The organism is Streptomyces sp. NPDC101776 (genome assembly GCF_044766845.1).
Taxonomy (GTDB): Bacteria; Actinomycetota; Actinomycetes; order Streptomycetales; family Streptomycetaceae; genus Streptomyces.
On the sequence record NZ_JBIWMV010000001.1, the window covers coordinates 67,096 to 88,033 of the forward strand.

Below are 20,938 nucleotides of genomic sequence, written 5' to 3' on the forward strand. Positions count from 1 at the left end.
CGCGGCTGTGACCTTGACCTCCCTTTGCGGTCTAGACCACTTTCCGGGCCGGTGCTACAGCCCTCCGGCTCGTGGTTCACAGCCCGATGTCCCTGCGGCTCATGTCGTCCAGCGACTCGCGGCGGACCAGGACGCGCGCGATGCCGTCGGCCACCGCGACGACCGGCGGCCGGCCGACGAGGTTGTAGCCGGACGCCATGGACAGGTGGTACGCGCCGGCCGCCGGTACCGCGAGGAGGTCGCCGGGGCGTATGTCGCCGGGCAGCGCCACCTCGTCGGCGAGGACGTCGCCCGCCTCGCAGTGCCGGCCCACGACGGTGACCATGCGGGGCGGTGCGCCGGCGGGGCGGCCGATCAGCCGGGGCGCGTAGCGCACGCCGTACAGCGCGGGCCTCGGGTTGTCGCTCATGCCGCCGTCGACCGCTACGAAGGTGCGGTCACCGGTGCGCTTGACGGCCAGGACGCGGTAGACGGCGACCCCGGCGGGACCGACGATCGCCCGGCCCGGTTCGAGGGTGAGCCGGGGCACGGGCAGCCCGGTGCGGGCGCAGCCGTCCTCCAGCTCGGCGCGGACCCGCCCCGCGAGCACGGAGACGTCGAGGTGTTCCTCGCCCGGGCGGTAGGCGATCGCGTGGCCGCCGCCGATGTCCAACTGCGGGAGCGTGACGCCGTGTTGGTCGCGGATGCGGGCCAACAGTCCGACCATGCGGCGCACTGCGGCGACGTACGGCTTCGTGCCGGCGATCTGCGAGCCGATGTGGCAGTGCAGGCCCACGAGTTCGAGGTGCGGCTGGTCGAGGATGCGGGTCACGGCGTGCTGCGCGGAGCCGTCGGTGATGGACAGCCCGAACTTCTGGTCGTCGGTGCCGGTGCGCACCTTGACGTGGGCGCCGGCCGCCACACCGGGCACCACCCGCACCATCACCTTCTGCCGGCTGTCGGCGGGTGTGATCGCGGCCAGCCGGGCGATCTCCGAGGTGCTGTCCACGACGATCCGGCCGACCCCGAGCCGCAGCGCGGTGCTCAGGTCCTCGGGGCTCTTGGCGTTGCCGTGCAGCACGATCCGCTCCGGCGGGAAGCCGGTGGCGTGGGCGAGCGCGAGTTCACCGGCCGAGCAGACGTCGAGACCGAGCCCCTCCTCCCGCACCCAGTGGGCCATCGCCCGGCAGAGGAACGCCTTGGCCGCGTAGACGACGTCGGCGTCCGGGAACGCCGTGCGGTACGAGCGGCAGCGCTCGCGGATCTCCCGCTCGTCGAGGACGTAGACGGGGGTGCCGAAGCGGTCGGCGGCCTCGGTCAGGGAGACACCGCCGACGGTGACGTCTCCGGCGGGGGCGGGGCGGGTGGAGCGGGGCCAGACGGACAGGTCGCCGGTGTCGGTGACCTGGACAACGGGGGCGTCCAGGATGGACATGGGTGGGTCTCCTCAGCCGATCAGCAGGTTCAGGCAGGCGACGGCGGCGGCCGCGCCGGTCACGCGCAGGGCGCCGATGTGCTGGGGGTGCCGGCGGCGCCACGAGTTCTCGCGCTCGCGGGCGGTGGCCGCGCTGCGGTCGGCCGCCGGGGCGGAGAGCGAGGGGTCGACGGTGAGGTCGGTGACGCCGAGGGGTGCGGCGAGGGCGCGCAGCGCGGGTTCGGAGAGCTTGATGCTCGCCTGTTCGGCGCCGAGGGTGGCGGTGAGCTTCGCCGCCGAGGTGAATCCGACCGCCGTACGGCCGCCGAGGGGGGCGCGGAAGAAGCGGGCCGTGCAGCCCGTGGGTCCCGACCGGACGGGGACGTACAGGAGTCCGGCCGGGACGGGTTCGGAGGGTTCGGGGTCCTCGGGACGGTCGACTGGAGACATCGTGCGGCTCCTTCGTAGTGGGCGATGTGCGGGGCCCGGTCGGTCCGACCTGGCGCTTCCTCGAAGCTATGCCCGCGGGGCGGGGGTACGGACGGCTCGCTGATGGATGCTTGACGGGGAGGGCCGTACCCATGACGCCCTGCTGACGGGGGTGAGCCGGCAGGTCAGGCCCCGCCCTCCGTCAGCTCGCGCGCGTCCACCGCCGGCCGCAGCGAGATACGGCGGTGCAGGGAGGCCGGCTCACCCTCCAGGGGCGACGGCGGCACCGTCAGCACCGGGCAGGCGGCGTGGGTGACGCAGTAGCGGGTGACGGACGGGAACAGGACGCGGAGCGGTCCGCGCGGTCCCGCGCCGACGACCAGGAGATCGTCCGGGCGATCGGCCGTCTCCACCAGGGCGCGGCCCGCCGTACCCCGTACGACCAGACCCTGGAACGGGATCCCGGGGCCCGTGTCGCCGAAGGCCGCGTCGAGAACGGCGAGGAGCCGGTCGGCGGCGGCGCGGCGGAAGTCGGCCCCCGAAGGGGTGAACAACGCCCGGCCATGGGCGAGTTCACCGCCGGGCGGCTCCCAGGCGAGGACGGCCAGCAGCTCGGCGCCGGTACGACGGGCCTCGCGCACCGCCCGGTGCAGCGCCGCCACGCTGCCCGGTGAACCGCTCACTCCGACCACGGCACGTGCCCGCCCGCCGTCACTGTCCATCGCCGCTCACTCCTCGCCCTACACGGACTTCCGCCTCCCATCGAAAGGCCGGAGAGCGCGGACGTATCGCCGTGTTGGCGCGTGCCTGACGCCGGAGGGGCGATTCCTGACGCGTCCGTGACGCGGCGTCCGCGGTGGCCGGAAATGGTTCCTCAACTCCCGCCGGGCGGCCCGCCCGTGTCAACGAAGGGGCGGCCCCCGGCAAAGCCCGGGGCAAGAATCGGCCCCGGCGCCCGCCCCGCCGGTCGCAACGACCGTCTGGCAACGCACTGTTCACTCAGGAGCCGTCGGGAAGCGCCAGGGTGCGGACGTTGTCAGCTCAACTGCTCGCCAGGGAGGGCACCATGACCGCACAGACAGAGACACCGGACGAGTCGGCGCAGTCGTCCAAGGGGGTCAGCCGGCGTCACGCGCTGGGTCTCCTCGGTACGGCCGGCGCCGGCGCCGCCGTCACCCCCTTGCTGGGAGCAGGCACGGCACAGGCCGCCCCGCTGGACGCCCCGGCATTCCACCTCACCGCCGACTCCTCCGGCGCCTCGCCGGTCCAGGGCCTGCACCTCACCTTCGGGGCGGACCCGCGCACCCAGATGACGGTCTCGTGGATCACCGACAGACCGGTGTCGAAACCGGTCGTGCGCTACGGCACGCTGGAGCACGGCTTCGGCTCCAGCGCCAAGGCCCGCACGGTCACCTACGTCGACGGCACCTCCAGCCGCACCGTCTACGTCCACCACGCCGCGCTGAACAAGCTCTCCCCGGACACCGACTACCTGTACCTCGCCACCCACGAGGGCGCGACGCCCGACAGCGGTACCTTCCGCACCGCCCCGCGTGGCCGGAAGCCGCTCACCTTCACCAGCTTCGGCGACCAGTCCGCCCCGCAGGTGACCTGGGCGGCCAACGGCACGGTCGGGCTCGACGCGAACTCCACGCCCGCGACGAAGGACATCGTCACCGGCATCGAGCAGGTCGCCCCGCTCTTCCACCTCCTCAACGGCGACCTCTGCTACGCCAACCTGGACGTCGACCGGGTGCGCACCTGGAACAACTTCTTCACCAACAACACCCGTTCGGCCCGCTTCCGCCCCTGGATGCCGGCGGCCGGAAACCACGAGATCGAGAAGGCCAACGGTCCGATCGGACTCGGCGCCTACCAGACCTACTTCGATCTGCCGTCCACCGAGACCGACGCCGAACTCGCGGGCCTCTACTACGCGTTCACGGCCGGCTCGGTACGGGTGATCGTCCTCCAGAACGACGACAACTGTCTCCAGGACGGCGGCGACGTCTACATCAGCGGCTACTCCGGTGGTCGCCAACTCGCTTTCCTGGAAAAGGAGTTGAAGGCGGCCCGGGCCTCGCGCGACACCGACTGGATCGTCGTCGCCATGCACCAGGTCATGGTCAGCTCCACCGACGCGAACGGCGCCGACCTGGGCCTGCGCCAGAAGTACGGTCCCCTCTTCGACCGCTACGGCGTCGACCTGGTGCTCTGCGGCCACGAGCACAACTACGAGCGCTCGCTGGCTGTGCGCGGAGTCGTCAGCGGCACCGAGACGCTGACCCCCAACCCGGTCTCCACGGCCACCGACGACATCGACACCGGCCTCGGCACCGTCCACATGATTCTCGGCGGCGGCGGAGTCTCGGGCACCACGAACCAGAGCTTCTTCAAGGACGGCACCGGCAAGGTGATCACGTCCGTGTCGGCGACCCCCGGCTCCAACGGCAAGCGCACCTCCACCTACACCAAGGAGGAGGCGGTCTGGGTCGGCGTCCGGGACACCGACCACCCCTACGGCTTCGCCGCGTTCACCGTCGACCCCGGTCGGCACGCCGGTGACATCACCCGTATGCACGTGACCTACTACAACGTGAACAAGCCGAACGGCGACCTGTCGGTGTTCGAGAACTTCACGCTCCACCGCAAGCGCTCCGACGGCAAACGCTGAGCACTAACCGAAGCTGTCCTGGTCCTCGTCCGGCAACCAGTGCAGGGCGAACCAGAGTTCCATCCGCACGCCGGGGTCCTGCAAGTCCACGTCGAGCAGTTCGGCGACCCGTGCCGGCCGGTGCCGCACGGTGTTCCGGTGGATGTGCGGGGCCCCCGCCGTGCGGTCCCAACTGCCGTGCAGGGCAAGCCATGTGCGCAGCGTGCCGATGAGGACCGGGGTGCCCGGGGCAGCGGCCGGGTCGATCGGGGCGAACCGGGTGCGGGCCAGGTCACGGGGGTCGGCGGACGGGACGATCCCGTGCACGGTGAGCGGGTCCCTGGTGTGGACGACGGCGGGCACCCGCGCCGCGAGCGCGCGTCGCAGGGCCCGCCCGGCCTGGACGTCGGCGTGCGCCAGGTCGGAAGCCGGCACGGGGGTGCTGAACCCGAGGGCCCAGCCCAAGTCCGCCGCCCGCGCGGGCACTTCGGGTGGCACGTCCGGCGTGCCGGGCACCAGCGCCTTCAGCTCGGAGCCGTCGACGTAGAGATACGACGTGCCCAACGCCGTTCCCAGCGTGGCGAGTCGGGCCGGATCGTCGCCCGGGGGCGGTGTCGGCCCGTACCGGCCATGGACCACCACCCAGTGCCCGGCGGGCGCGAGAGCCGGCGCCACCTCGGCCGGGGCCGCGCCCAGCATCAGCCGTACCAGTGCGCCCGCGCTGTGCGTGTCGGTGCCCAGGGCGTGCCGGGGGCTGGTGAGCAGGGCCAGCAGGACGGCCGCCGTGCCGGTGACCTGGCGGTGCACCAGGGTCGGGGCGGTGGCGGCGGCCTGGCCGAGGGCGAGCGTCGTCCCGGTGCCGTCCGCTCCGGGCAGGGTGTGCACGGTCAGATGGGTGCCGCCCTCGTGGTCGGCCGCCGCGGCCGGTGCGGACCGACCGGTACGGACCCGGCCGAGGGTGCGCACGGCGAGGTCACGCACCCGCCCCGGGGTCGGCGCCGCGGGCCGGGGACCGGCGCTGAACAGCTCGTTGCCCCGGGCGTCGTACGGTCGCCGGGGTCTACTGCCTGGTCTACGCCCTGGCCGGCGCCGTCATCGGCATGGCCACCAAGACCCTCTACCCGAACCTCGCCGCCGCCGACGACGCGTTCGCGACGATCGTCCGGCACGCCCTGCCCACCGGCGTCCGCGGTCTGGTGCCGGCCGCCGCGCTCTCCGCGAGGATGTCGACCGCGAGCGGCGCCCTGATCGCCTCGGCGACCGTCGCCAACAACGACATCTGGGCCCGGCTGCGCCGCCGTTCGGCCGCCGCCGGTGTCCAGGACGGCGACGAGATCGCCTCCAACCGGCTCGCCATCGTCGTCCTCGGAGTGGCGGCCATGGGTATCGCTGTGTCCTCGGCGATGTCATCGAGGCCCTCACCGTCGCCTACAACCTGCTCGTCGGCGGCCTGTTGGTCCCCATCCTCGGCGGCCTCGTCTGGAAGCGCGGCAACCTTCCCGGCGCCATGGCCTCGATGATCGCGGGCGGCACCACGGTGATCGTCCTCATGGTGACCGACGGCCTCCTCGCCAACGAGCCCGTCTACTACGGCCTGTTGGCCGGCCTGGTCTCCTACGTGGCCGTCAGCCTCCTCACCAAGCCGACCGAAGAGGCCGTGGTCCAGGCCTGGCACAGCCGCCTGGCAGGCGAACAGGCCACCGCAGCCTCGGAGTCGAGCGTGGCCTGACCCGCCGTACCGGAATCACCCACCCGCACCCGCACGTGCAGTATCCCGTCGAAAGGCCCCCATGTCCCCGGAAGAACTCCGGCTGCGGCGCGAACTCGCCGCCGTCTACCGGCTCGTGGCGCACTTCAGGATGACCGACCTGATCTTCACCCACATCTCGGCCCGCCTCCCGGGTCCCGAACACCACTTCCTGATCAACCCCTACGGCCTCCTCTTCGAGGAGATCACCGCGTCGAACCTCGTCAGGATCGACCTGTCCGGCCGCGCCGTCGAGGACTCCCCGCACCCGGTCAACCCGGCCGGCTTCGTCATCCACAGCGCGATCCACGCCGCCCGCCCCGACGCCCACTGCGTCCTGCACACCCACACCAGGGCGGGCTGCGCGGTCGCCGCCCAGGAACACGGCCTGCTCCCGCTCAACCAGATCTCCATGGAGTTCTACGGCAGGCTCGGCTACCACGACTACGAAGGCGTCGCCCTCAACCTCGCCGAACAGCGGCGCCTGGTAGCCGACTTGCGCGGCCACCCCGCGATGATCCTGCGCAACCACGGCCTGTTGACCGTGGGGGAGACGCCCGCGCAGGCGTCTCTGCGCATGTACTACCTGGACAAGGCCTGCGAGATCCAGACCACGGCCACCGCGGCGGGCGCCCCGCTCGTCGTCCCCGCCCCCGACGGGTGCGAACTGTCCGCCCGCCAACTCGCCGGCGAGGACGGCAGTTCGGACCTCCAGGACGACAGGGCGTACGACCTGGCGTGGTCGGCGCCGCTGCGGCTCGTGGAGCGGGTCGCCCCCGACTGCAAGGACTGAGGGGCGACTTCAGGAAGCCAGGGGTCAGCCCGTCGCGGCGGCCTTCGCTCCGGTCGGTGTCACGGCGTGCCAGGCGCCGTCGTTGCCCTGGCCGTTCGCCTGGCCGGCGGCCGTGTCGCCGACGTACCGGTACAACGGCCAGCCGGCGAGTGTCAGTTGCGGCTCGCCGTCGCGGTGGACCGTGCCGAGGAGGCTCCGTCCCACTCCCTCCGTCTGTACGGACTCCGGCACGATCACCGGTATCCACGTCTTCACGCACGTACCGGAGCACGTCCACTTGGAGGGGTTCGACTCGTCCTTGTCGTAGCGGTAGAGGGTCATCCCGTTGGTGTCGGTGACCACGGTGCCCACCCCCTCGACCGCCTTGGCCGACACGGTGAACGCCGTGGCCGTGGCACCCGGCGTCGAGGCGGCCGGCGCGGGGCTCGTGGGAGCCGACGCGGCCACCGTGCCCGCGCTGCCGGAACCGGCGCTGTCCGAGGAATCGCACGCCCCCAGCAACAGCGTGGAGGCGAGGCCTGCGACGAGGCTCAGGACGATGCGTCGCGGGATCAAGGGAATGCCCTTCGTCGGAAGTCGTACGTACTGCCTGTTCGCCCTCCCCATACGGCTGCCGGCCCCGCCCCTCTCAGCCGGGCCTCGCACATGACGCACTCTTGACCACCCAGGCCCCGGAACGGGGTGTAACCCGGATCACAGCACCGAAGTGCAGCGCGAGGTGGGGTCCACGGCCTTTCTCTCTGTGTAAGGGGCTTGCCCGAACGGGGACGGTGGACGGTACGGATGGAACAGAGTCGGGCCGACGGGTTCGACGGGTTCGTGGCAGCGCGCTGGTCGACGTTGTTCCATCTGGCCTGTCTGCTCGCGGGAGGCGATCGGCACCGCGCCGAGGACCTGCTCCAGGAGGCCTTGGTCAAGCTCTGGTTCGCCTGGCCGAGGATCGCGGAGGAGGCACCGGAGCCGTACGTGCGCAAGATCCTGGCGCGTGCGGCGGGCCGTTCGGCGCGGCGGCGCTGGTGGGGTGAGCGGCCGGTCGAGCAGTTGCCCGACCTCGCGCAGGTGGACGACGTGTCCGCCGCCGTGGCCGAGCGCTCACGGCTGGAGGCGGCGCTGGCCCAACTGCCGCCCGCGCAGCGGGCCGCCGTGGTGCTGCGCTACTACCAGGACCTGCCCGACAAGCAGGTCGCCGAAGTGCTGGGGTGTCCGGTCGGCACCGCCCGGTCCCACGCGTCACGGGGCGTGGCGCGGCTGCGCCGGATCCTCGGCGATGTCATCGAGTCGGTCGGATAGGGGGAGTTGATGGACCACTTCGAGCAGGAGCTCGCGCGGATGATGCGCGACACCCAGGAGACGACCCCCTTCGAACCGCGGCACCGGACCCGCCTCCGGTCCGGGGTGCGGGCCGGGCGCCGGGTCCGTACGGCGCGGAAGGCGGTCGGCTCGGCCCTGGCCGTCGCCGGGATCGGCCTCGGCTTCTTCCTGCTGCCGCACGACCGGGTGGACAACAGGCCGCAGGCGCCGCTGCCCCGACCCGCCACGAGCCCGACGCTCCCGACCGGCGCCCCGACCCGCACACCGGACGCGCCCCCGACCGGGACCACCAGCCCGACCCCCACCGGCACCACCGGGTACTCCAACACGCCGACCGCGAGCGGGAGTTCGGCCTTCACGTCCTCGGCCCCGCCCACGACCGCCACCGACACACCGTCGCCGTCCTTCAGCACGGGGACGGCCGGCGGGTCCACGGAGCAGCACAACTCGACCAGCCCGACCACGTCACCGCCGGCGACGGAATCGTCCGCGACCGTGGGCACGGCGGGCTCCGGGTAGCCCGCCCCGCCACCACCCCCCATCCGTAAGCCCTGGCCGCGGTACGCGCCCCCAGGCGATCCCGCATGCCCTGCGGCAGACCACAGACCTGGACCCAACGTGACAATGCAGATGAGTGAACTGCCGTTCCGCGCACCGGTGTCGGCGCACCACCGCGAGCCCGTCCTGGACGTGGTCGTCCCCGTGTTCAACGAGGAGAAGGACCTCGAACCGAGCGTACGGCGACTGCACGCGCACCTGTCGGAGACGTTCCCGTACCCGTTCCGGATCACCGTCGCGGACAACGCCAGTACGGACGCGACCCCGCGCATCGCGGCGCGACTGGTCGCCGAACTGCCCGAGTTGGAGTGGCTGCGGCTCGCGGAGAAGGGGCGGGGCCGGGCGCTGCACGCGGCCTGGACCGGGTCGCGGGCACCCGTGCTCGCCTACGTCGACGTGGACCTGTCGACCGACCTGGCCGCGCTTCTCCCGCTGGTCGCCCCGCTGATCTCCGGCCACTCCGACCTCGCGATCGGCACCCGTCTGGCCCGCGGCTCCCAGGTGGTGCGCGGCCCCAAGCGGGAGGCCATCTCCCGTTGCTACAACGCCCTGTTGCGCTCCACGCTCGCGGTCGGCTTCTCCGACGCGCAGTGCGGTTTCAAGGCGGTACGGCGTGATGTCGCCGAGCGGCTGCTGCCCCTGGTGAAGGACTCGGGGTGGTTCTTCGACACCGAACTCCTGGTGATCGCCGAACGGGCCGGACTGCGCATCCACGAAGTGCCGGTCGACTGGGTGGACGACCCCGACAGCCGGGTCGACCTCGTGTCCACGGCGGTGGCCGACCTGCGCGGAATCGCCCGCATAGGACGGGAGTTGGCGCGCGGCACGCTCCCCACGGCGGGGCTGCGCCGAGCCGGCGACCGCTCGCCCTCGGGCGGCCTGGCCGGTCAACTGCTGCGCTTCGCCGCCGTGGGCGCCGTGAGCTCCGTCGGATACGTCCTGCTGTACGTCGCGTTGCGCCCCGAGACGGGCGGGCAGGCCGCCAACGCGCTGGCCCTGCTGGTCTGCGCGCTCGCCAACACCGCCGCGAACCGCCGCCTCACCTTCGGCCTGCGCGGCCGCACCGGCGCACTGCGCCACCAGGCCCAGGGCCTCCTGGTCTTCACGATCGGCCTCGCCCTCACCAGCGGCTCACTGGCACTCCTGCACCACGCGACCTCGACTCCCGGACGCGGCACGGAAGTCGGGGTCCTGGTCGCCGCCAACCTGGCGGCGACACTCGTACGCTTCCTGCTCTTCCGGGCCTGGGTGTTCCGCACCGGGCGCCGCCGCGGGACGGAGGCGTCCGCGGCATGAGCGACACGACGACCCTGACCCCGCCCCTCTCCTCCACGACCCCAACTCCCTTCGTCGGCAGGGATGTCGGCGCGTACCTGCGCCGCACGGCCAGGTACTACGGCCCCGTGCTCGCCCTGTACGGCGTGCTGAAGCTCATCGGATTCGCCGTCTTCATGTACCTGCTGGACTCCGACGGCGGCTTCCGGACGCGCAACCCGCGCTTCGGCGGCGGCGCCCACGTCTGGGACGTACTCGCCACCTGGGACGGCTGGTGGTACCAGCAGATCGCCGCACACGGCTACCACCCCGCGCTCGTCCACATCCCGGGCGCGACCGGCCTGATCACCGTCGAAGGCAACTCGGCGGCCTTCTTCCCGCTCTACCCGGCCACGATGCGGCTCGTCTCCGACGGCACGGGCCTGGGTCTGTACGGCTCCGGGATGCTGGTCTCGGTCGTCGCGTCGTTCGCCGCCGCGCTCGGCATCCACGCGGTCACCGCCCGGTTCGGGGGCAGGCGCGCCGGACTCGCGGCGGCCGGGCTGTGGGCCGTCTGGCCCGGCTCCGGCATGGAGTGGTCGGCCTACTCGGAGTCCCTCTACATCGCCCTCGCCGTCTGGGCCTGCCACGCCGTGATGACCGACCGCTGGCTCACCGCGGGCGTCCTCACCTTCACCGCCGGCCTGGGCCGCCCCACCGCCGTGGCACTCATCGCCGCCCTCACCGTCGCCGCGCTCCAGACGCTCCACCGACGCCGGGAGAACCTCGCGGGCCCCTGGATCGCGATGGCGATCGCACCGCTCGGCCTGGTCGGTTACCTCCTCTGGGTCGGCAATGAAATGGGCGACCTGGGCGGCTACTTCAAGCTCCAGAAGGGCGCCTGGGCCCACACCTTCGACTACGGCAAGCAGACCGTCGACGTCTTCGGCACCATGGCGGTCGGCCGCTTCGACTACCTCTTCGCGTTCCCCCTGGAAGACGTCATCGCCGTGGCCACCGTCCTGCTGGCCGCACTCCTGATCCCCCTGCTTATCCGGTTGCGCCCACCCGTCGTGCTGGTCGTCCACACGGTGCTCACCATCGCCCTGGTGCTGGGCAGTCAGCAGATCTTCGGCAACGTCTCCCGCTATCTGCTTCCGTGCTTCCCCCTCTTCATCCCCCTGGCCGTCAGACTCCGCACCCTCGGCCTGCCCACGCTGTGCCTGCTGCTGGGGATCGCGGCGGTCGCGTCGGGGTCGTACGGCGGGTATGTGCTGTTCGAGGCGGGGGTGCCGTAACCCGGGGCGGGGGTGTCGTAGACGGATATCAAATCCGCAGGCGTGAACGGAGAACAGGCGGGCAGACGGCCGTTCGGAGGTTGACAATTATGGTTCCCCTGCTTCTTGTTCTTCTGCTGGCCCTGATTCTTTTCGGTGCGGGATTCGCACTGAAAATTCTCTGGTGGGTTGCGATCATCGTGCTGGTCCTGTGGCTCGTCGGGTTCGTGGCTCGTCCGAAGGGCGGGAGTGGCCGCTGGTATCGCTGGTAGTCGACCGGCGGAATTCCGGATTCTGGCTTGAACGCGAGGCATGCGTTCCTGGATGACGGGCACTCGCAACCCTGGCGGTCGAAGAAACCGCAAAGGCCGCCGAGTACGACGTACGGAAAAAGGAGGATCGGCGGGAGTCTCCGCCGTCCCCCGTTTACCGGAGGAGTTGTTTTCGCGTGACTGAGAATGTGTGGAGTTACAAGTCGACCGCGGGCCGTCTTGCGGACGCCGACCTCACTGGATACAAGGTCGAGGCCACGGACGGCGGTATCGGCAAGGTCGACAAGCACTCCGACGAGGTCGGTGACGCCTACCTGGTGGTCGACACCGGTGTGTGGATCTTCGGCAAGGAGGTCATGCTTCCGGCGAGTACGGTCGTGAGCATCGACCCGAACGAGAAGAAGGTCTTCATCGGCCTTGCCAAGCAGCAGATCAAGGACGCCCCGGAGTTCGACCGCGAGAAGCACCTGGGTGACCAGGGCTACCACGACGAGCTGGGCACCTACTACGGCAGCGGGGGCGCCCCGTTCGGCGGCCCGCGCGCCTGACCCGAGGTCCACTCCGAGCAACACGGCCCCGGGACTCCGCACGGAGTCCCGGGGCTCTCGCGTGCCCGGCGAACGAGACAGGCCGCCTACGTGAACAGGGCGCCGCCGTCGGTCAGGTTCAGGTGGGCGATGACGCACCGGGCCGAGTGCGGCGGCCGTGGCGACTGGTAGGCGGCGGAGATGTGGGCACTCGGGCAGGAGCCGTCGCCGTGTCCCCCGGGGGAATGTGATGGTCAGGCTCTTCCGGTTCGGACCGTGTGCCGGAAGGGCCGTCCCCGGCGATCACGGCGTCAGTTCTCGATGCCGCCGCTCTCGCACACCCGCTGAGCGATCGACCAGAGCTTCAAATTGCGTTGCTGGGAAAGCTCCCGGAGCAGGGCGAACGCGGCGTCCTCGTCGAGGTGACAGCGCTCCATGAGGATGCCCATGGCCTCGCCGATGACGTGGCGGGTGGTGAGTGCGCTGTGCAACTGGGTGTGGGTGCGTGCGCCGGAGAGTGCGACGGCGGCGTGGGAGGCGAGCAGTATCCCGGCGGTCTCGCTCACCCCGGTGAAGGCTCCCGGCCGGTGCGCGTACATGGTCAGTGTGCCGAACTCCTCGGCGTCGGCGAACAGGAGGAAGGTCATCATGCTGCCGATGCCCAGTTCCCGTGCCGCGGGCGCGTAGTGCGGCCACCGTTGCCGGAGTTCGGTGAGGTCCTCGGTGCGGGACACGGGGGCACCGCCCTTCTCGCGAGCGACGGCGATGTCGAAGCAGGGGCCCTCGCCGAGCCGTTCCTGAAGCCGGTCGGACTCCTTCGCGAGCGCGTCCGTGCAGGCCAGAGTCTCGATCCTGTCGTTGTCCCGGAGCAGGATGCCCGCCGAGTCGCAGCCCTCGACGATATCCACGGCCGACGACACGATCCGGTACAGCATCGCGTCGCTGGATTCCTGCCGCAGCAGGTCGGCGGCCATCGACGCCATCCGTTGCGCAAAGTCCTGCCAGTCCATCGCCACATGCTCTCCAGCCGAGGGCGCCGCCGGGGTGGGCGGGGCGCGCTTCCTCGCAGTCACCTCATACCGCGTAAATTACACCGGCCCAGGAGGTGCCGCCGATGAGGTGCCGGGCCCGCGGAGGTGCCGGGCCCGCGGAGGTGCACGAGGTTGTCCCGGTCGCCCCGGGGTACCCGGCAGCGATGAACATATCGAGCATGGACATAGCCGCGTCGAGTGGAGCGGCCCTCGGAGTCTTTCCGGTGGTCGCCGGCCTGATCCTCGTTGTCGGGCTGATCTGGGCCGTACGGTTCGGGATGAAGGCCCGTCGTCGGGAGTCGGCGCCGCCGCGCCCCGAGGAGCAGCCCCGGCTGCCGGAGTCCGGGCCGACCCATGAGATTCAGGAGATACGCGAGCCCGAGGAGGTGCCGCGCGCGAAGGACGACAGCGAGCGGCTCACCCCGCACCAGTTGTCCGGGGGCGGGACGTCGGGCAGCAGGCGCAGCGAGGACCAGAAGCGGCGGCGGTGGGGCTCGGGTTCGGCGTGACCAAGGGGTCGCTCCGTGGTGCGGAGGAGGCGTCTCGTGGTGCGGGGCAGGCACCGTGTGTCCGTCCGGCGCCTCCTGCGGCACTCACTCTGTGCGGCGGCGGTCCTCCTCGCTCCACGCGCGCGTGTCACGGGGCGGGAGGTAGGGCTCCGCGCCCTTCGGGTGTCCGCCGACCTCGGCACGCTGGCGGGCCAGTTCCGCGTCGAATTCCAGGCCGAGCAGGACCGCGATGTTGCTGATCCACAGCCAGATCAGGTAGACGATCACGCCGGCGAGTGTGCCGTACGTCTTGTTGTAGGACGCGAAGTGGGCGACGTAGAACGCGAAGCCCGCCGAGGCGATCATCCAGACCAGCAGGGCCAGCACGCTGCCGGGGGTGATCCAGCGGAAGCCGCGGCCCTTCACGTTGGGGGCCGCCCAGTACAGGATCGCGATCATGGCCATGACCAGGATGACCAGTCCCGGCCACTTCGCGATCGACCACACCCGCAGGGTGGCGTCCCCGATGCCCAGCGCCGAGCCGGCCGCGCGGGCGAGGCTGCCGGTGAACACCACGATCAGCGCGCTGAGCACCGTCAGGACGAGCAGCACCACCGTGACGCCGACCCGGATCGGCAGCACCTTCCACACGGGGCGTCCTTCGGGCATGTCGTAGACGACGTTGGCGCTGCGGATGAACGCCGCGATGTAGCCGGAGGCCGACCAGACGGCGACCACGATGCCGATTACGGCCACGAGCGAGCCGAGGCCGCCGGGTGCCTGAAGCTGTCGTACGGCGTCGCTGATGATGGTCCGGGCCGAACTCGGCGCCAGTTTCTCGATGTTGTCGAGAACCTGCTGGGTCGCGGACCTGCCGGCGATGCCGAGCAGGGAGACCAGGACCAGCAGTGCGGGGAAGAGGGACAGGACCGCGTAGTACGTCAACGCGGCGGCCCGGTCGGCGAGTTCGTCGGTCTGGAACTCCCTGACCGTGCCCCTGAGCACCGCCCACCAGGACCGCTTCGGCAGTTTGCCGGGCCTGTCCGGCATACGACGCTCGACCTGCTCCGCTGGTCCCGGTGTCCGTGGCATACCACTGGGGTATCCCGGCTCGGCCCGACCATGCCTCGGCCTCAACGGCCGAGCGGACCATGGCGTTCGAGGCGCGGAGTCCGTGCGACGGTCCAGCCGTTCACCACCCGCTCACCGCGCGGCGCGTACCCCACGCGGCGAGCGCGCCGATCAGCGCGGCGGACCCGCCCACCACGAGTTCCCGTGTGCCGACCGCGCTGATGAGGACCAGCCACAGCGGTGCGAGCACGGCCCACCAGGCCAGGATCTCGCCCATGCCGAGCAGTGTCGCCCGCCCGTTCACCTGGCACCTCCGCCGACGAGACCAACTCGCCCTGTCCGATTGGTTGTTCGCGTTGCGACCCGGCAAGCGAAGTGCCCTGAGAAGGCGGAAGGAAACCGGTCGCGAGGGGTGGGGCCTCAGGTCACGTCGTGCATCGCCTGGTCCCGCAGTCGCTCGCAGCAGAGGCTGATCAGGCGGGAGACGTGCATCTGCGAGATGCCGAGCCGCTCGGCGATGGCGGCCTGCGTCATGCCGCCGAAGAAGCGCAGATAGAGGATGACCTGGTCGCGCTCCGGAAGCGCGTGGATACCCGCTTTGACGGCCTCGCGGTCGACGACGGTGTCGAGGGCCGGGTCGGGCGCCCCGAGGGTGTCGCTGAGGGAGTAGCCGTCCTCGCCGCCGAGCAGCTCCGCGTCCAGCGAGAGGGCGGCGAAGCTCTCCAGAGCCTCCAGCCCGACCAGGACGTCCTCCTCGCTGAGGCCGGCCCGGGCGGCTATCTCGGCGGTGGTCGGCCGGCGGCCCGAGACGGTCTGGGAGAGATCCTGCAGGGCGAACCGCACCCGGTTGCGCAGTTCCTGCACCCGGCGTGGCACATGCACGGTCCACATGTAGTCACGGAAGTGCCGCTTGATCTCGCCGGTGATGGTCGGCACGGCATAGCTCTCGAAGGCGTTGCCGCGCGCGGGGTCGTACCGGTCGACGGCTTTGACCAGGCCCAGAGCCGCGACCTGGCGGAGATCCTCGGAGCTCTCGCCCCGGTTCCGGAACCGCCCGGCGAGCCGGTCGGCCATGGGCAGCCACGCCACCACGATCTCGTCGCGCACGGTGTCGTGCTGCGGACCGGGGGCGAGCAGGACGAGCAGGCGGAAGGACTCCGCGGTGTCGGGGGCGTCGTCGTGCGGATGGCGCTTCGTACTCACTCGGACTGGCATGGTGCCTCACCGCTTCCCCTGGACCGGGGTGGACGATCACCATGGGGAGCGCACTCGCCGTACGGACAGGCACACCCGGTGCGACGACTCGTCGCTCCCACGGACGTGCCTCCTGTCCGAAGCACTGACCTGCGCGCCGTACCCCCTTCGTTCCGGGACAAACCTCCCTGCCGACGTCCGGTCCTCGGGCCCGCGGCGGCCACACCACCCGCACCGGACGTTAGCCGCCCCGATCGCCGGGCACCCGACCCACGGCATCCGAGCGGCCCCGCGGCGGGGCCAGCGCGATGAGAGGAACTCCCGTGTCCGTCAAGGTGTCCGACTACGTTCTCGAGCGGCTCCGCGAATGGGACGTCGACCATGTCTTCGCCTACGCGGGCGACGGCATCAACGGCCTTCTCGCCGCGTGGGGCCGCTCCGGCAACAAGCCGAAGTTCGTGCAGTCGCGGCACGAGGAGATGTCCGCGTTCGAGGCCGTCGGCTACGCCAAGTTCTCCGGCAAGGTCGGTGTCTGCGCGGCGACTTCGGGCCCCGGGGCAATCCATCTCCTCAACGGTCTCTACGACGCGAAACTCGACCACGTCCCGGTCGTGGCGATCGTCGGACAGACCAACCGCAGTGCCATGGGCGGCAGTTACCAGCAGGAGGTCGATCTGCTGAGCCTCTACAAGGACGTCGCCTCCGAGTACTGCGAGATGGTGACCGTCCCCGAGCAACTGCCCAACGTCATCGACCGGGCCATCCGCACCGCGTACGCGAAGCGGACCGTGACCGCGGTCATCATCCCCGCGGACGTACAGGAGTTGACCTACTCGGAGCCCACCCACGCCTTCAAGATGGTGCCGTCCAGCCTTGGTCTGACGCACTCCGCGCCGGTGCCGCCGACGGCTGAACTCGCGCGCGCCGTCGAGGTGTTGGACGAGGGCGAGAAGGTCGCGATCCTGATCGGACAGGGCGCGCGCGGCGCCCGGGCCGAGGTGGAGGAGATCGCCGAGGTGCTCAGCGCCGGAGTGGCCAAGGCGCTGCTCGGCAAGGACGCCCTGCCGGACGATCTCCCGTACGTCACCGGCTCGATCGGCCTGCTCGGCACCCGCGCCTCCTACGAGATGATGCGGGACTGCGACACGCTGCTCGTGATCGGCTCCAGCTTCCCGTACACCCAGTTCCTGCCGGAGTTCGGGCAGACCCGGGCCGTGCAGATCGACATCGACCCGTTCATGATCGGGCTGCGCTACCCCTTCGAGGTCAACCTTGTCGGGGACGCGAAGGAGACGCTCCGCGCGCTGCTGCCGCAGTTGAAGCCGAAGAAGCACGGCTCGTGGCGCAAGAAGACCGAGATGGCGACGGCCCGTTGGTGGGACGTCATGCAGCGCCGGGCCGCCTTGGACGCGGACCCGATCAACCCCGAGTACGTCGTCCACACGCTCGACGCGCTCCTGCCGGACGACATCATCCTGGCCGCCGACTCCGGCTCGGCCGCCAACTGGTACGCACGGCACCTGCGGATGCGCGGGAACATGCGCGGCTCCCTGTCCGGCACCCTCGCCACCATGGGGCCCGGTGTGCCGTACGTCATCGGCGCCAAGTTCGCCCATCCGGACCGGCCGGCGCTGGCGCTCGTCGGGGACGGGGCGATGCAGATGAACGGCATGGCCGAACTCATCACCGCGGCCAAGTACTGGCCCGAGTGGGAGGACCCGCGGCTGATCGTCGCGGTCCTCAACAACCAGGACCTGAACCAGGTGACATGGGAGATGCGGGCCATGTCCGGCGCCCCGCGGTTCCTGCCCTCCCAGGCACTCCCGGACGTGCCGTACGCCGACTTCGCCCGCTCGATCGGCCTCGACGGGGTGCGGGTGGAGAAGCCCGGAGACGTCGAGGACGCCTGGCGGCGGGCCCTCGCCGCCGACCGGCCGTTCGTCATCGACTTCCGGACCGACCCCGCCGTACCGCCGATCCCGCCGCACGCCACGCTCGACCAGATCGAGGCCGCCGCCTCGGCCGTCCTCAAGGGCGACAGCGACCGGGCCGGCATGATCCGCCAGGGCCTGAAGGCGAAGGTCCAGGACATGCTCCCCGGCGGGAAACAGCGCCGGGACAAGCCGGGGGAGTGAGCACGCGTGCGGTACGTGCGGGGAGCCTGGGTGCTCGGGGTGCTCGGGGTGCTCGGGGTGCCCGGGGCGGCCGACGTCGCCGACGGTGAACCCGGCGCCCAGGCGGTGTACCGGGGTCCCGCCGACCCCCTGGGACACCTGGACTCCAGCGTCTTCGCCGGTCGCAGGACACGTAGCGCCGGCGCGGGAGCCGGAACGCCGGCAGGAGGGTGACGGGCCGGAGCGCGACGAGGCACCACAGGACGGCCGGGGTGGACGTGAGGATCCCGATGACGAGGAGAAGCAGCGAGGAGCACGTCAGGGCGGCCACCGACCGCGGCAGCCACGGCCGAGGGCCGCGCCCATGAGCCCGGCGCATACGCCGGGCGAGGCGGTGTTCCGCGGTCCGGTGCCCCCGGCTTGGCCTGCGCGTTCCTCGGGCGCAGGCTCGCGCTACGGGCGCGACGGCGTAGGTGCACGGTGAAGGACGCGCTACGCGCGGTGGTGGTCGGTACCGGGATGATCGGGGCCGTGCACGCCACGGCGATCCGCGCCGCCGGAGGTGAACTGGCCGGTGTCCTGGCCTCGACGCCCGATCGCAGCGCGTAGGCCGCCGAGGAATGGGGCGTGCCCGGCCGGTACCCCGACTTCGCCGCGATGCTCGCCGACGACAGCGTTCAGGTGGTGCACGTGTGCACGCCGAACGCGCTCCATGTCCCGCAGGCGGAGGCCGCGTTGCGGGCCGGCAAACACGTGATCTGCGAGAAACCGCTGGCCACGTCGGTCGCGGACGCCGAACGGCTCAGCGCGCTCGCCGAGGAGACCGGTCTCGTCCTGGCCGTGCCCTTCGTCTACCGCTACCACCCGCTAGTACGGGAGATCCGCGAGCGTCGGCTGCGCCAACACCGGGCTGCCGGTGGCCGACGTCGACACCGTGCGGGCCGCGGTCACCGAGATGTGGGCGGACGCTCCGGGCGGCTGGGTCCACGAATGGTCGAAACTGGCCGCGGCCTACGCCGACGCGGGAGCCCATGAGCAGGCGGCGCTGGCCTACGGATGGGCGAAGTTCCCCACCCTGGCCGACGAGAGCAGGCGCGTCGCGCTCGCCAGGCAGCTTGAGCAGTACCGGCTCGCCGCTCCCGGTTTCGGGGTGCGGTTCGAGCGGGACGTGCTGGAACTGCCGTACCGAGGAAGCACGACCGGCGTCCCGGTCCATCTGCTCGCGCCCTTCGACCTTCCCGCCGACCGGCCGGTGGTGCTCGCCAGCGGAGGCGTGGACAGCTGGAAGATGGATGTGCACGGGCTGATGGTGCTTCTCGCCACCCATCTGCGGGCCCGGGTGCTGGTGTTCGACATCGCGGGCACCGGCGAGTCGACGGTGCCGATGACCGGTGCCGGCGGCGCGGAGATGGTGAGTGGCCTGATCGGACACGCCCGGTCGCTGGGCAACGGCGTGGTGGCGCACGTGGGCATCTCGATGGGCGGGTATTTCTCGGCCCGATCGGGTCTCGGCGGTGAGGTCGACGCGGCGGTGGTGCTGGGCGGGCCGGTGGAGGCGGCGTTCACCGACGCGCGCAAGGACGCCTTCGGGATGGACGGGATCGTAGGCAACGCGATGGGATTCGACGCGCCGCCCACTCCCGAGCAACTGGTCGCGGGCAGGGCGGAGTTCTCCCTGCGCCCGCTGCTCGACCAGGACCGCAACAGCCCCATGCTGGTGGTCAACGGCGCCGACGACGTCCATGTGCCCCAGCACGACACCCTCGTCTTCCAGGGCCGCCGCGACACCGTCGTGAACCTCGTCCCCGACACCGGGCACTGCGCGATCAGCAAGCTGCCCGAAGTGTTCCCGACGATCATCGGCCGGCTGGACACCACTCTGACCGCCATCACGGAGAAGGACCGGTGAGCTCGGTGGGCTCGACGGACGTCCTCGAGGAGCACATCGCCCGGCTGAGCCGCTGGGGCCGCTGGGGCCGCTGGGGCGAGGACGACCAGTCGGGCGCGCTGAACCTCGTCGGCGCCGAACAGGTGCGCGCCGCCGCCGAGTTGGTCCGCGACGGCAAGGTCATCTCGCCGACGCTGCCCTACGACCAGAACGGGCCGCAGCCCGGCGGACTGCGATCGAACCCCCGGCTGATCACCACCGCGACCGGCACCGACCACCTCGCCGGAACCCAGGACGAGGTGCTGTCCGCCCTCGGCCCCGCCGGCGGATTCGGCTTCTCCGACGACCTGGTCGTCATGGGCACCCAGTGCGGCACACAGTGGGACGCGCTCTCGCACATCTTCTACAAGGGCCGGATGTGGAACGGCTACAGCACGGCCGAGCACACCTCGCGCGGCGCGGCACGCAACGGCATCCAGCACTGGAGCGACCGTCTGGTCCTGCGCGGCGTCCTGGTGGACCTGCCCGCCCACCTCGGCGTCGGCAGTCTGGACCCGGGTTACCCGATCGCCGTCGACGACCTCGAACAGGCCCTCTCGGCACAGGGTTCCGCCGTACGCCCGGGGGACGCCCTGCTGGTCCGCACCGGGCAGTTGACCGTACGGCGTGGCCGGTGGGGCGACTTCGCGGGCGGGCGGGCGCAACAGGCGGGCGTCGTCGTCAGCGACTACGCCACCCTCATCGTCGAGGCCCTGGCCGACTACGCCCTCCCCGAGGTGGGCCCGGTCTACGCCGCACTCGACATGCCGTTCGCCGTCCTGGTCGGCCAGATCGCCGCCGCGCACCGCGATCTCCCGCCACCACGGGCAACCGGCTTGTCCGAGCGGTTCCGCCGGCCCCATGCCCATCCAGTCCCGCCCGGTCACGGGAGCGCCTCC

The 20,938-nt window shown here is 71.4% G+C and carries 21 protein-coding genes and 4 pseudogenes; 16 read left to right on the forward strand and 9 right to left on the reverse strand.

Features of this window, described 5'->3' with window-relative positions; translation table 11 throughout:
• Nucleotides 1-76: 76 nt before the first annotated feature.
• The 3 genes from lysA to ACIRRY_RS00285 all read right to left on the reverse strand — a co-directional run bounded on the left by lysA (nt 77) and on the right by ACIRRY_RS00285 (nt 2,544).
• On the reverse strand, nt 77-1,414 hold the full coding sequence (lysA, locus tag ACIRRY_RS00275; protein ID WP_403965901.1) for a diaminopimelate decarboxylase: 1,338 nt from the start codon (nt 1,412-1,414) through the stop codon (nt 77-79).
• A 12-nt stretch (nt 1,415-1,426) separates the two neighbouring features.
• On the reverse strand, nt 1,427-1,843 hold the full coding sequence (locus ACIRRY_RS00280; RefSeq protein ID WP_403965904.1) for an SAV_915 family protein: 417 nt from the start codon (nt 1,841-1,843) through the stop codon (nt 1,427-1,429).
• A gap of 164 nt (nt 1,844-2,007) precedes the next feature.
• Complete coding sequence (locus tag ACIRRY_RS00285; RefSeq protein ID WP_403965907.1) at nt 2,008-2,544, reverse strand: universal stress protein; 537 nt, start codon at nt 2,542-2,544, stop codon at nt 2,008-2,010.
• A gap of 344 nt (nt 2,545-2,888) precedes the next feature.
• Here ACIRRY_RS00285 and ACIRRY_RS00290 point away from each other — a divergent pair, with 344 nt between their 5' ends.
• On the forward strand, nt 2,889-4,496 hold the full coding sequence (locus ACIRRY_RS00290) for a purple acid phosphatase family protein (protein ID WP_403965910.1): 1,608 nt from the start codon (nt 2,889-2,891) through the stop codon (nt 4,494-4,496).
• A gap of 3 nt (nt 4,497-4,499) precedes the next feature.
• Here the strand turns inward: ACIRRY_RS00290 and ACIRRY_RS00295 are convergent, their stop codons facing one another.
• Nucleotides 4,500-5,456 (reverse strand): helix-turn-helix domain-containing protein, encoded by a 957-nt coding sequence (locus ACIRRY_RS00295; RefSeq protein WP_403965913.1) that lies wholly within the window; start codon nt 5,454-5,456, stop codon nt 4,500-4,502.
• A gap of 65 nt (nt 5,457-5,521) precedes the next feature.
• Between ACIRRY_RS00295 and ACIRRY_RS00300 the strand changes: the two are divergent.
• Together ACIRRY_RS00300 and ACIRRY_RS00305 are read left to right on the forward strand one after the other, a co-directional pair.
• Nucleotides 5,522-6,204 (forward strand): annotated as a pseudogene (locus ACIRRY_RS00300) (sodium:solute symporter); the annotation flags it as partial.
• Between the two features lie 55 nt (nt 6,205-6,259).
• Nucleotides 6,260-7,015 (forward strand): annotated as a pseudogene (locus ACIRRY_RS00305) (class II aldolase/adducin family protein); the annotation flags it as partial.
• Between the two features lie 24 nt (nt 7,016-7,039).
• Here the strand turns inward: ACIRRY_RS00305 and ACIRRY_RS00310 are convergent.
• On the reverse strand, nt 7,040-7,570 hold the full coding sequence (locus ACIRRY_RS00310) for a hypothetical protein (protein WP_403965916.1): 531 nt from the start codon (nt 7,568-7,570) through the stop codon (nt 7,040-7,042).
• A gap of 228 nt (nt 7,571-7,798) precedes the next feature.
• Here ACIRRY_RS00310 and ACIRRY_RS00315 point away from each other — a divergent pair, with 228 nt between their 5' ends.
• The 6 genes from ACIRRY_RS00315 (at nt 7,799) to ACIRRY_RS00340 (ending at nt 12,235) form a co-directional block, all read left to right on the forward strand.
• Entirely contained in the window at nt 7,799-8,305 is a 507-nt protein-coding gene (locus ACIRRY_RS00315) for a SigE family RNA polymerase sigma factor (RefSeq protein WP_403965919.1), read from the forward strand.
• A 9-nt stretch (nt 8,306-8,314) separates the two neighbouring features.
• Complete coding sequence (locus ACIRRY_RS00320) at nt 8,315-8,845, forward strand: hypothetical protein (protein WP_403965923.1); 531 nt, start codon at nt 8,315-8,317, stop codon at nt 8,843-8,845.
• A 111-nt stretch (nt 8,846-8,956) separates the two neighbouring features.
• Nucleotides 8,957-10,180 (forward strand): glycosyltransferase, encoded by a 1,224-nt coding sequence (locus ACIRRY_RS00325; RefSeq protein WP_403965925.1) that lies wholly within the window; start codon nt 8,957-8,959, stop codon nt 10,178-10,180.
• Nucleotides 10,177-11,436 (forward strand): hypothetical protein, encoded by a 1,260-nt coding sequence (locus ACIRRY_RS00330; RefSeq protein WP_403965928.1) that lies wholly within the window; start codon nt 10,177-10,179, stop codon nt 11,434-11,436. Before ACIRRY_RS00325 ends, ACIRRY_RS00330 begins: the two co-directional genes overlap by 4 nt.
• An 89-nt stretch (nt 11,437-11,525) precedes the next feature.
• Nucleotides 11,526-11,687, forward strand: coding sequence for a hydrophobic protein (locus ACIRRY_RS00335; RefSeq protein WP_403965931.1), 162 nt, complete (start codon nt 11,526-11,528; stop codon nt 11,685-11,687).
• Nucleotides 11,688-11,863: 176 nt separating this feature from the next.
• Nucleotides 11,864-12,235 (forward strand): PRC-barrel domain containing protein, encoded by a 372-nt coding sequence (locus tag ACIRRY_RS00340; protein ID WP_403965933.1) that lies wholly within the window; start codon nt 11,864-11,866, stop codon nt 12,233-12,235.
• A 290-nt stretch (nt 12,236-12,525) separates the two neighbouring features.
• Here the strand turns inward: ACIRRY_RS00340 and ACIRRY_RS00345 are convergent, their stop codons facing one another.
• Entirely contained in the window at nt 12,526-13,224 is a 699-nt protein-coding gene (locus ACIRRY_RS00345; protein ID WP_403965936.1) for a GAF and ANTAR domain-containing protein, read from the reverse strand.
• A 185-nt stretch (nt 13,225-13,409) separates the two neighbouring features.
• On the opposite strand from ACIRRY_RS00345, the gene ACIRRY_RS00350 reads away from it, so the two are divergent.
• Nucleotides 13,410-13,754: a DUF6479 family protein gene (locus tag ACIRRY_RS00350; protein WP_403965939.1), complete on the forward strand. Its 345-nt coding sequence runs from the start codon at nt 13,410-13,412 to the stop codon at nt 13,752-13,754.
• Nucleotides 13,755-13,838: 84 nt separating this feature from the next.
• On the opposite strand, the gene ACIRRY_RS00355 is transcribed toward ACIRRY_RS00350, so the two are convergent.
• From ACIRRY_RS00355 to ACIRRY_RS00365, 3 genes are all read right to left on the reverse strand, one after another.
• Nucleotides 13,839-14,825, reverse strand: a complete 987-nt coding sequence (locus ACIRRY_RS00355; RefSeq protein WP_403965941.1) for a YihY/virulence factor BrkB family protein — start codon at nt 14,823-14,825, stop codon at nt 13,839-13,841.
• A 100-nt stretch (nt 14,826-14,925) separates the two neighbouring features.
• Entirely contained in the window at nt 14,926-15,081 is a 156-nt protein-coding gene (locus ACIRRY_RS00360; protein WP_403965944.1) for a hypothetical protein, read from the reverse strand.
• Between the two features lie 143 nt (nt 15,082-15,224).
• Nucleotides 15,225-16,019 carry an RNA polymerase sigma factor SigF gene (locus ACIRRY_RS00365; protein ID WP_403965947.1) on the reverse strand — a complete coding sequence of 265 codons (795 nt, stop codon included), beginning with the start codon at nt 16,017-16,019 and terminating at the stop codon, nt 15,225-15,227.
• Nucleotides 16,020-16,321: 302 nt separating this feature from the next.
• Between ACIRRY_RS00365 and ACIRRY_RS00370 the strand changes: the two genes are divergently transcribed.
• The 6 genes and pseudogenes from ACIRRY_RS00370 to ACIRRY_RS00395 form a co-directional block, all read left to right on the forward strand.
• On the forward strand, nt 16,322-18,133 hold the full coding sequence (locus tag ACIRRY_RS00370; protein WP_403965951.1) for a thiamine pyrophosphate-requiring protein: 1,812 nt from the start codon (nt 16,322-16,324) through the stop codon (nt 18,131-18,133).
• Between the two features lie 6 nt (nt 18,134-18,139).
• Nucleotides 18,140-18,346 (forward strand): hypothetical protein, encoded by a 207-nt coding sequence (locus ACIRRY_RS00375; protein ID WP_403965954.1) that lies wholly within the window; start codon nt 18,140-18,142, stop codon nt 18,344-18,346.
• A 246-nt stretch (nt 18,347-18,592) separates the two neighbouring features.
• Complete coding sequence (locus tag ACIRRY_RS00380) at nt 18,593-18,721, forward strand: hypothetical protein (protein WP_403965957.1); 129 nt, start codon at nt 18,593-18,595, stop codon at nt 18,719-18,721.
• Nucleotides 18,722-18,736: 15 nt separating this feature from the next.
• Nucleotides 18,737-19,147, forward strand: a pseudogene (locus tag ACIRRY_RS00385) (Gfo/Idh/MocA family protein); the annotation flags it as partial.
• Nucleotides 19,029-20,021 carry an alpha/beta hydrolase gene (locus ACIRRY_RS00390; RefSeq protein WP_403965959.1) on the forward strand — a complete coding sequence of 331 codons (993 nt, stop codon included), beginning with the start codon at nt 19,029-19,031 and terminating at the stop codon, nt 20,019-20,021. The pseudogene ACIRRY_RS00385 and the gene ACIRRY_RS00390, both read left to right, overlap by 119 nt.
• A gap of 335 nt (nt 20,022-20,356) precedes the next feature.
• A pseudogene (locus ACIRRY_RS00395) lies at nt 20,357-20,647 on the forward strand (cyclase family protein); the annotation flags it as partial.
• Nucleotides 20,648-20,938: the final 291 nt, after the last annotated feature.

Coding starts and splice junctions, on each gene's coding strand:
- lysA (WP_403965901.1), bottom strand. CDS start 1,414: ATGTCCATCCTGGACGCCCCCGTTGTCCAGGTCACCGACACCGGCGAC.
- ACIRRY_RS00280 (WP_403965904.1), bottom strand. CDS start 1,843: ATGTCTCCAGTCGACCGTCCCGAGGACCCCGAACCCTCCGAACCCGTC.
- ACIRRY_RS00285 (WP_403965907.1), bottom strand. CDS start 2,544: ATGGACAGTGACGGCGGGCGGGCACGTGCCGTGGTCGGAGTGAGCGGT.
- ACIRRY_RS00290 (WP_403965910.1), top strand. CDS start 2,889: ATGACCGCACAGACAGAGACACCGGACGAGTCGGCGCAGTCGTCCAAG.
- ACIRRY_RS00315 (WP_403965919.1), top strand. CDS start 7,799: ATGGAACAGAGTCGGGCCGACGGGTTCGACGGGTTCGTGGCAGCGCGC.
- ACIRRY_RS00320 (WP_403965923.1), top strand. CDS start 8,315: ATGGACCACTTCGAGCAGGAGCTCGCGCGGATGATGCGCGACACCCAG.
- ACIRRY_RS00325 (WP_403965925.1), top strand. CDS start 8,957: ATGAGTGAACTGCCGTTCCGCGCACCGGTGTCGGCGCACCACCGCGAG.
- ACIRRY_RS00330 (WP_403965928.1), top strand. CDS start 10,177: ATGAGCGACACGACGACCCTGACCCCGCCCCTCTCCTCCACGACCCCA.
- ACIRRY_RS00335 (WP_403965931.1), top strand. CDS start 11,526: ATGGTTCCCCTGCTTCTTGTTCTTCTGCTGGCCCTGATTCTTTTCGGT.
- ACIRRY_RS00345 (WP_403965936.1), bottom strand. CDS start 13,224: ATGGACTGGCAGGACTTTGCGCAACGGATGGCGTCGATGGCCGCCGAC.
- ACIRRY_RS00350 (WP_403965939.1), top strand. CDS start 13,410: ATGAACATATCGAGCATGGACATAGCCGCGTCGAGTGGAGCGGCCCTC.
- ACIRRY_RS00355 (WP_403965941.1), bottom strand. CDS start 14,825: ATGCCACGGACACCGGGACCAGCGGAGCAGGTCGAGCGTCGTATGCCG.
- ACIRRY_RS00360 (WP_403965944.1), bottom strand. CDS start 15,081: ATGGGCGAGATCCTGGCCTGGTGGGCCGTGCTCGCACCGCTGTGGCTG.
- ACIRRY_RS00365 (WP_403965947.1), bottom strand. CDS start 16,019: ATGCCAGTCCGAGTGAGTACGAAGCGCCATCCGCACGACGACGCCCCC.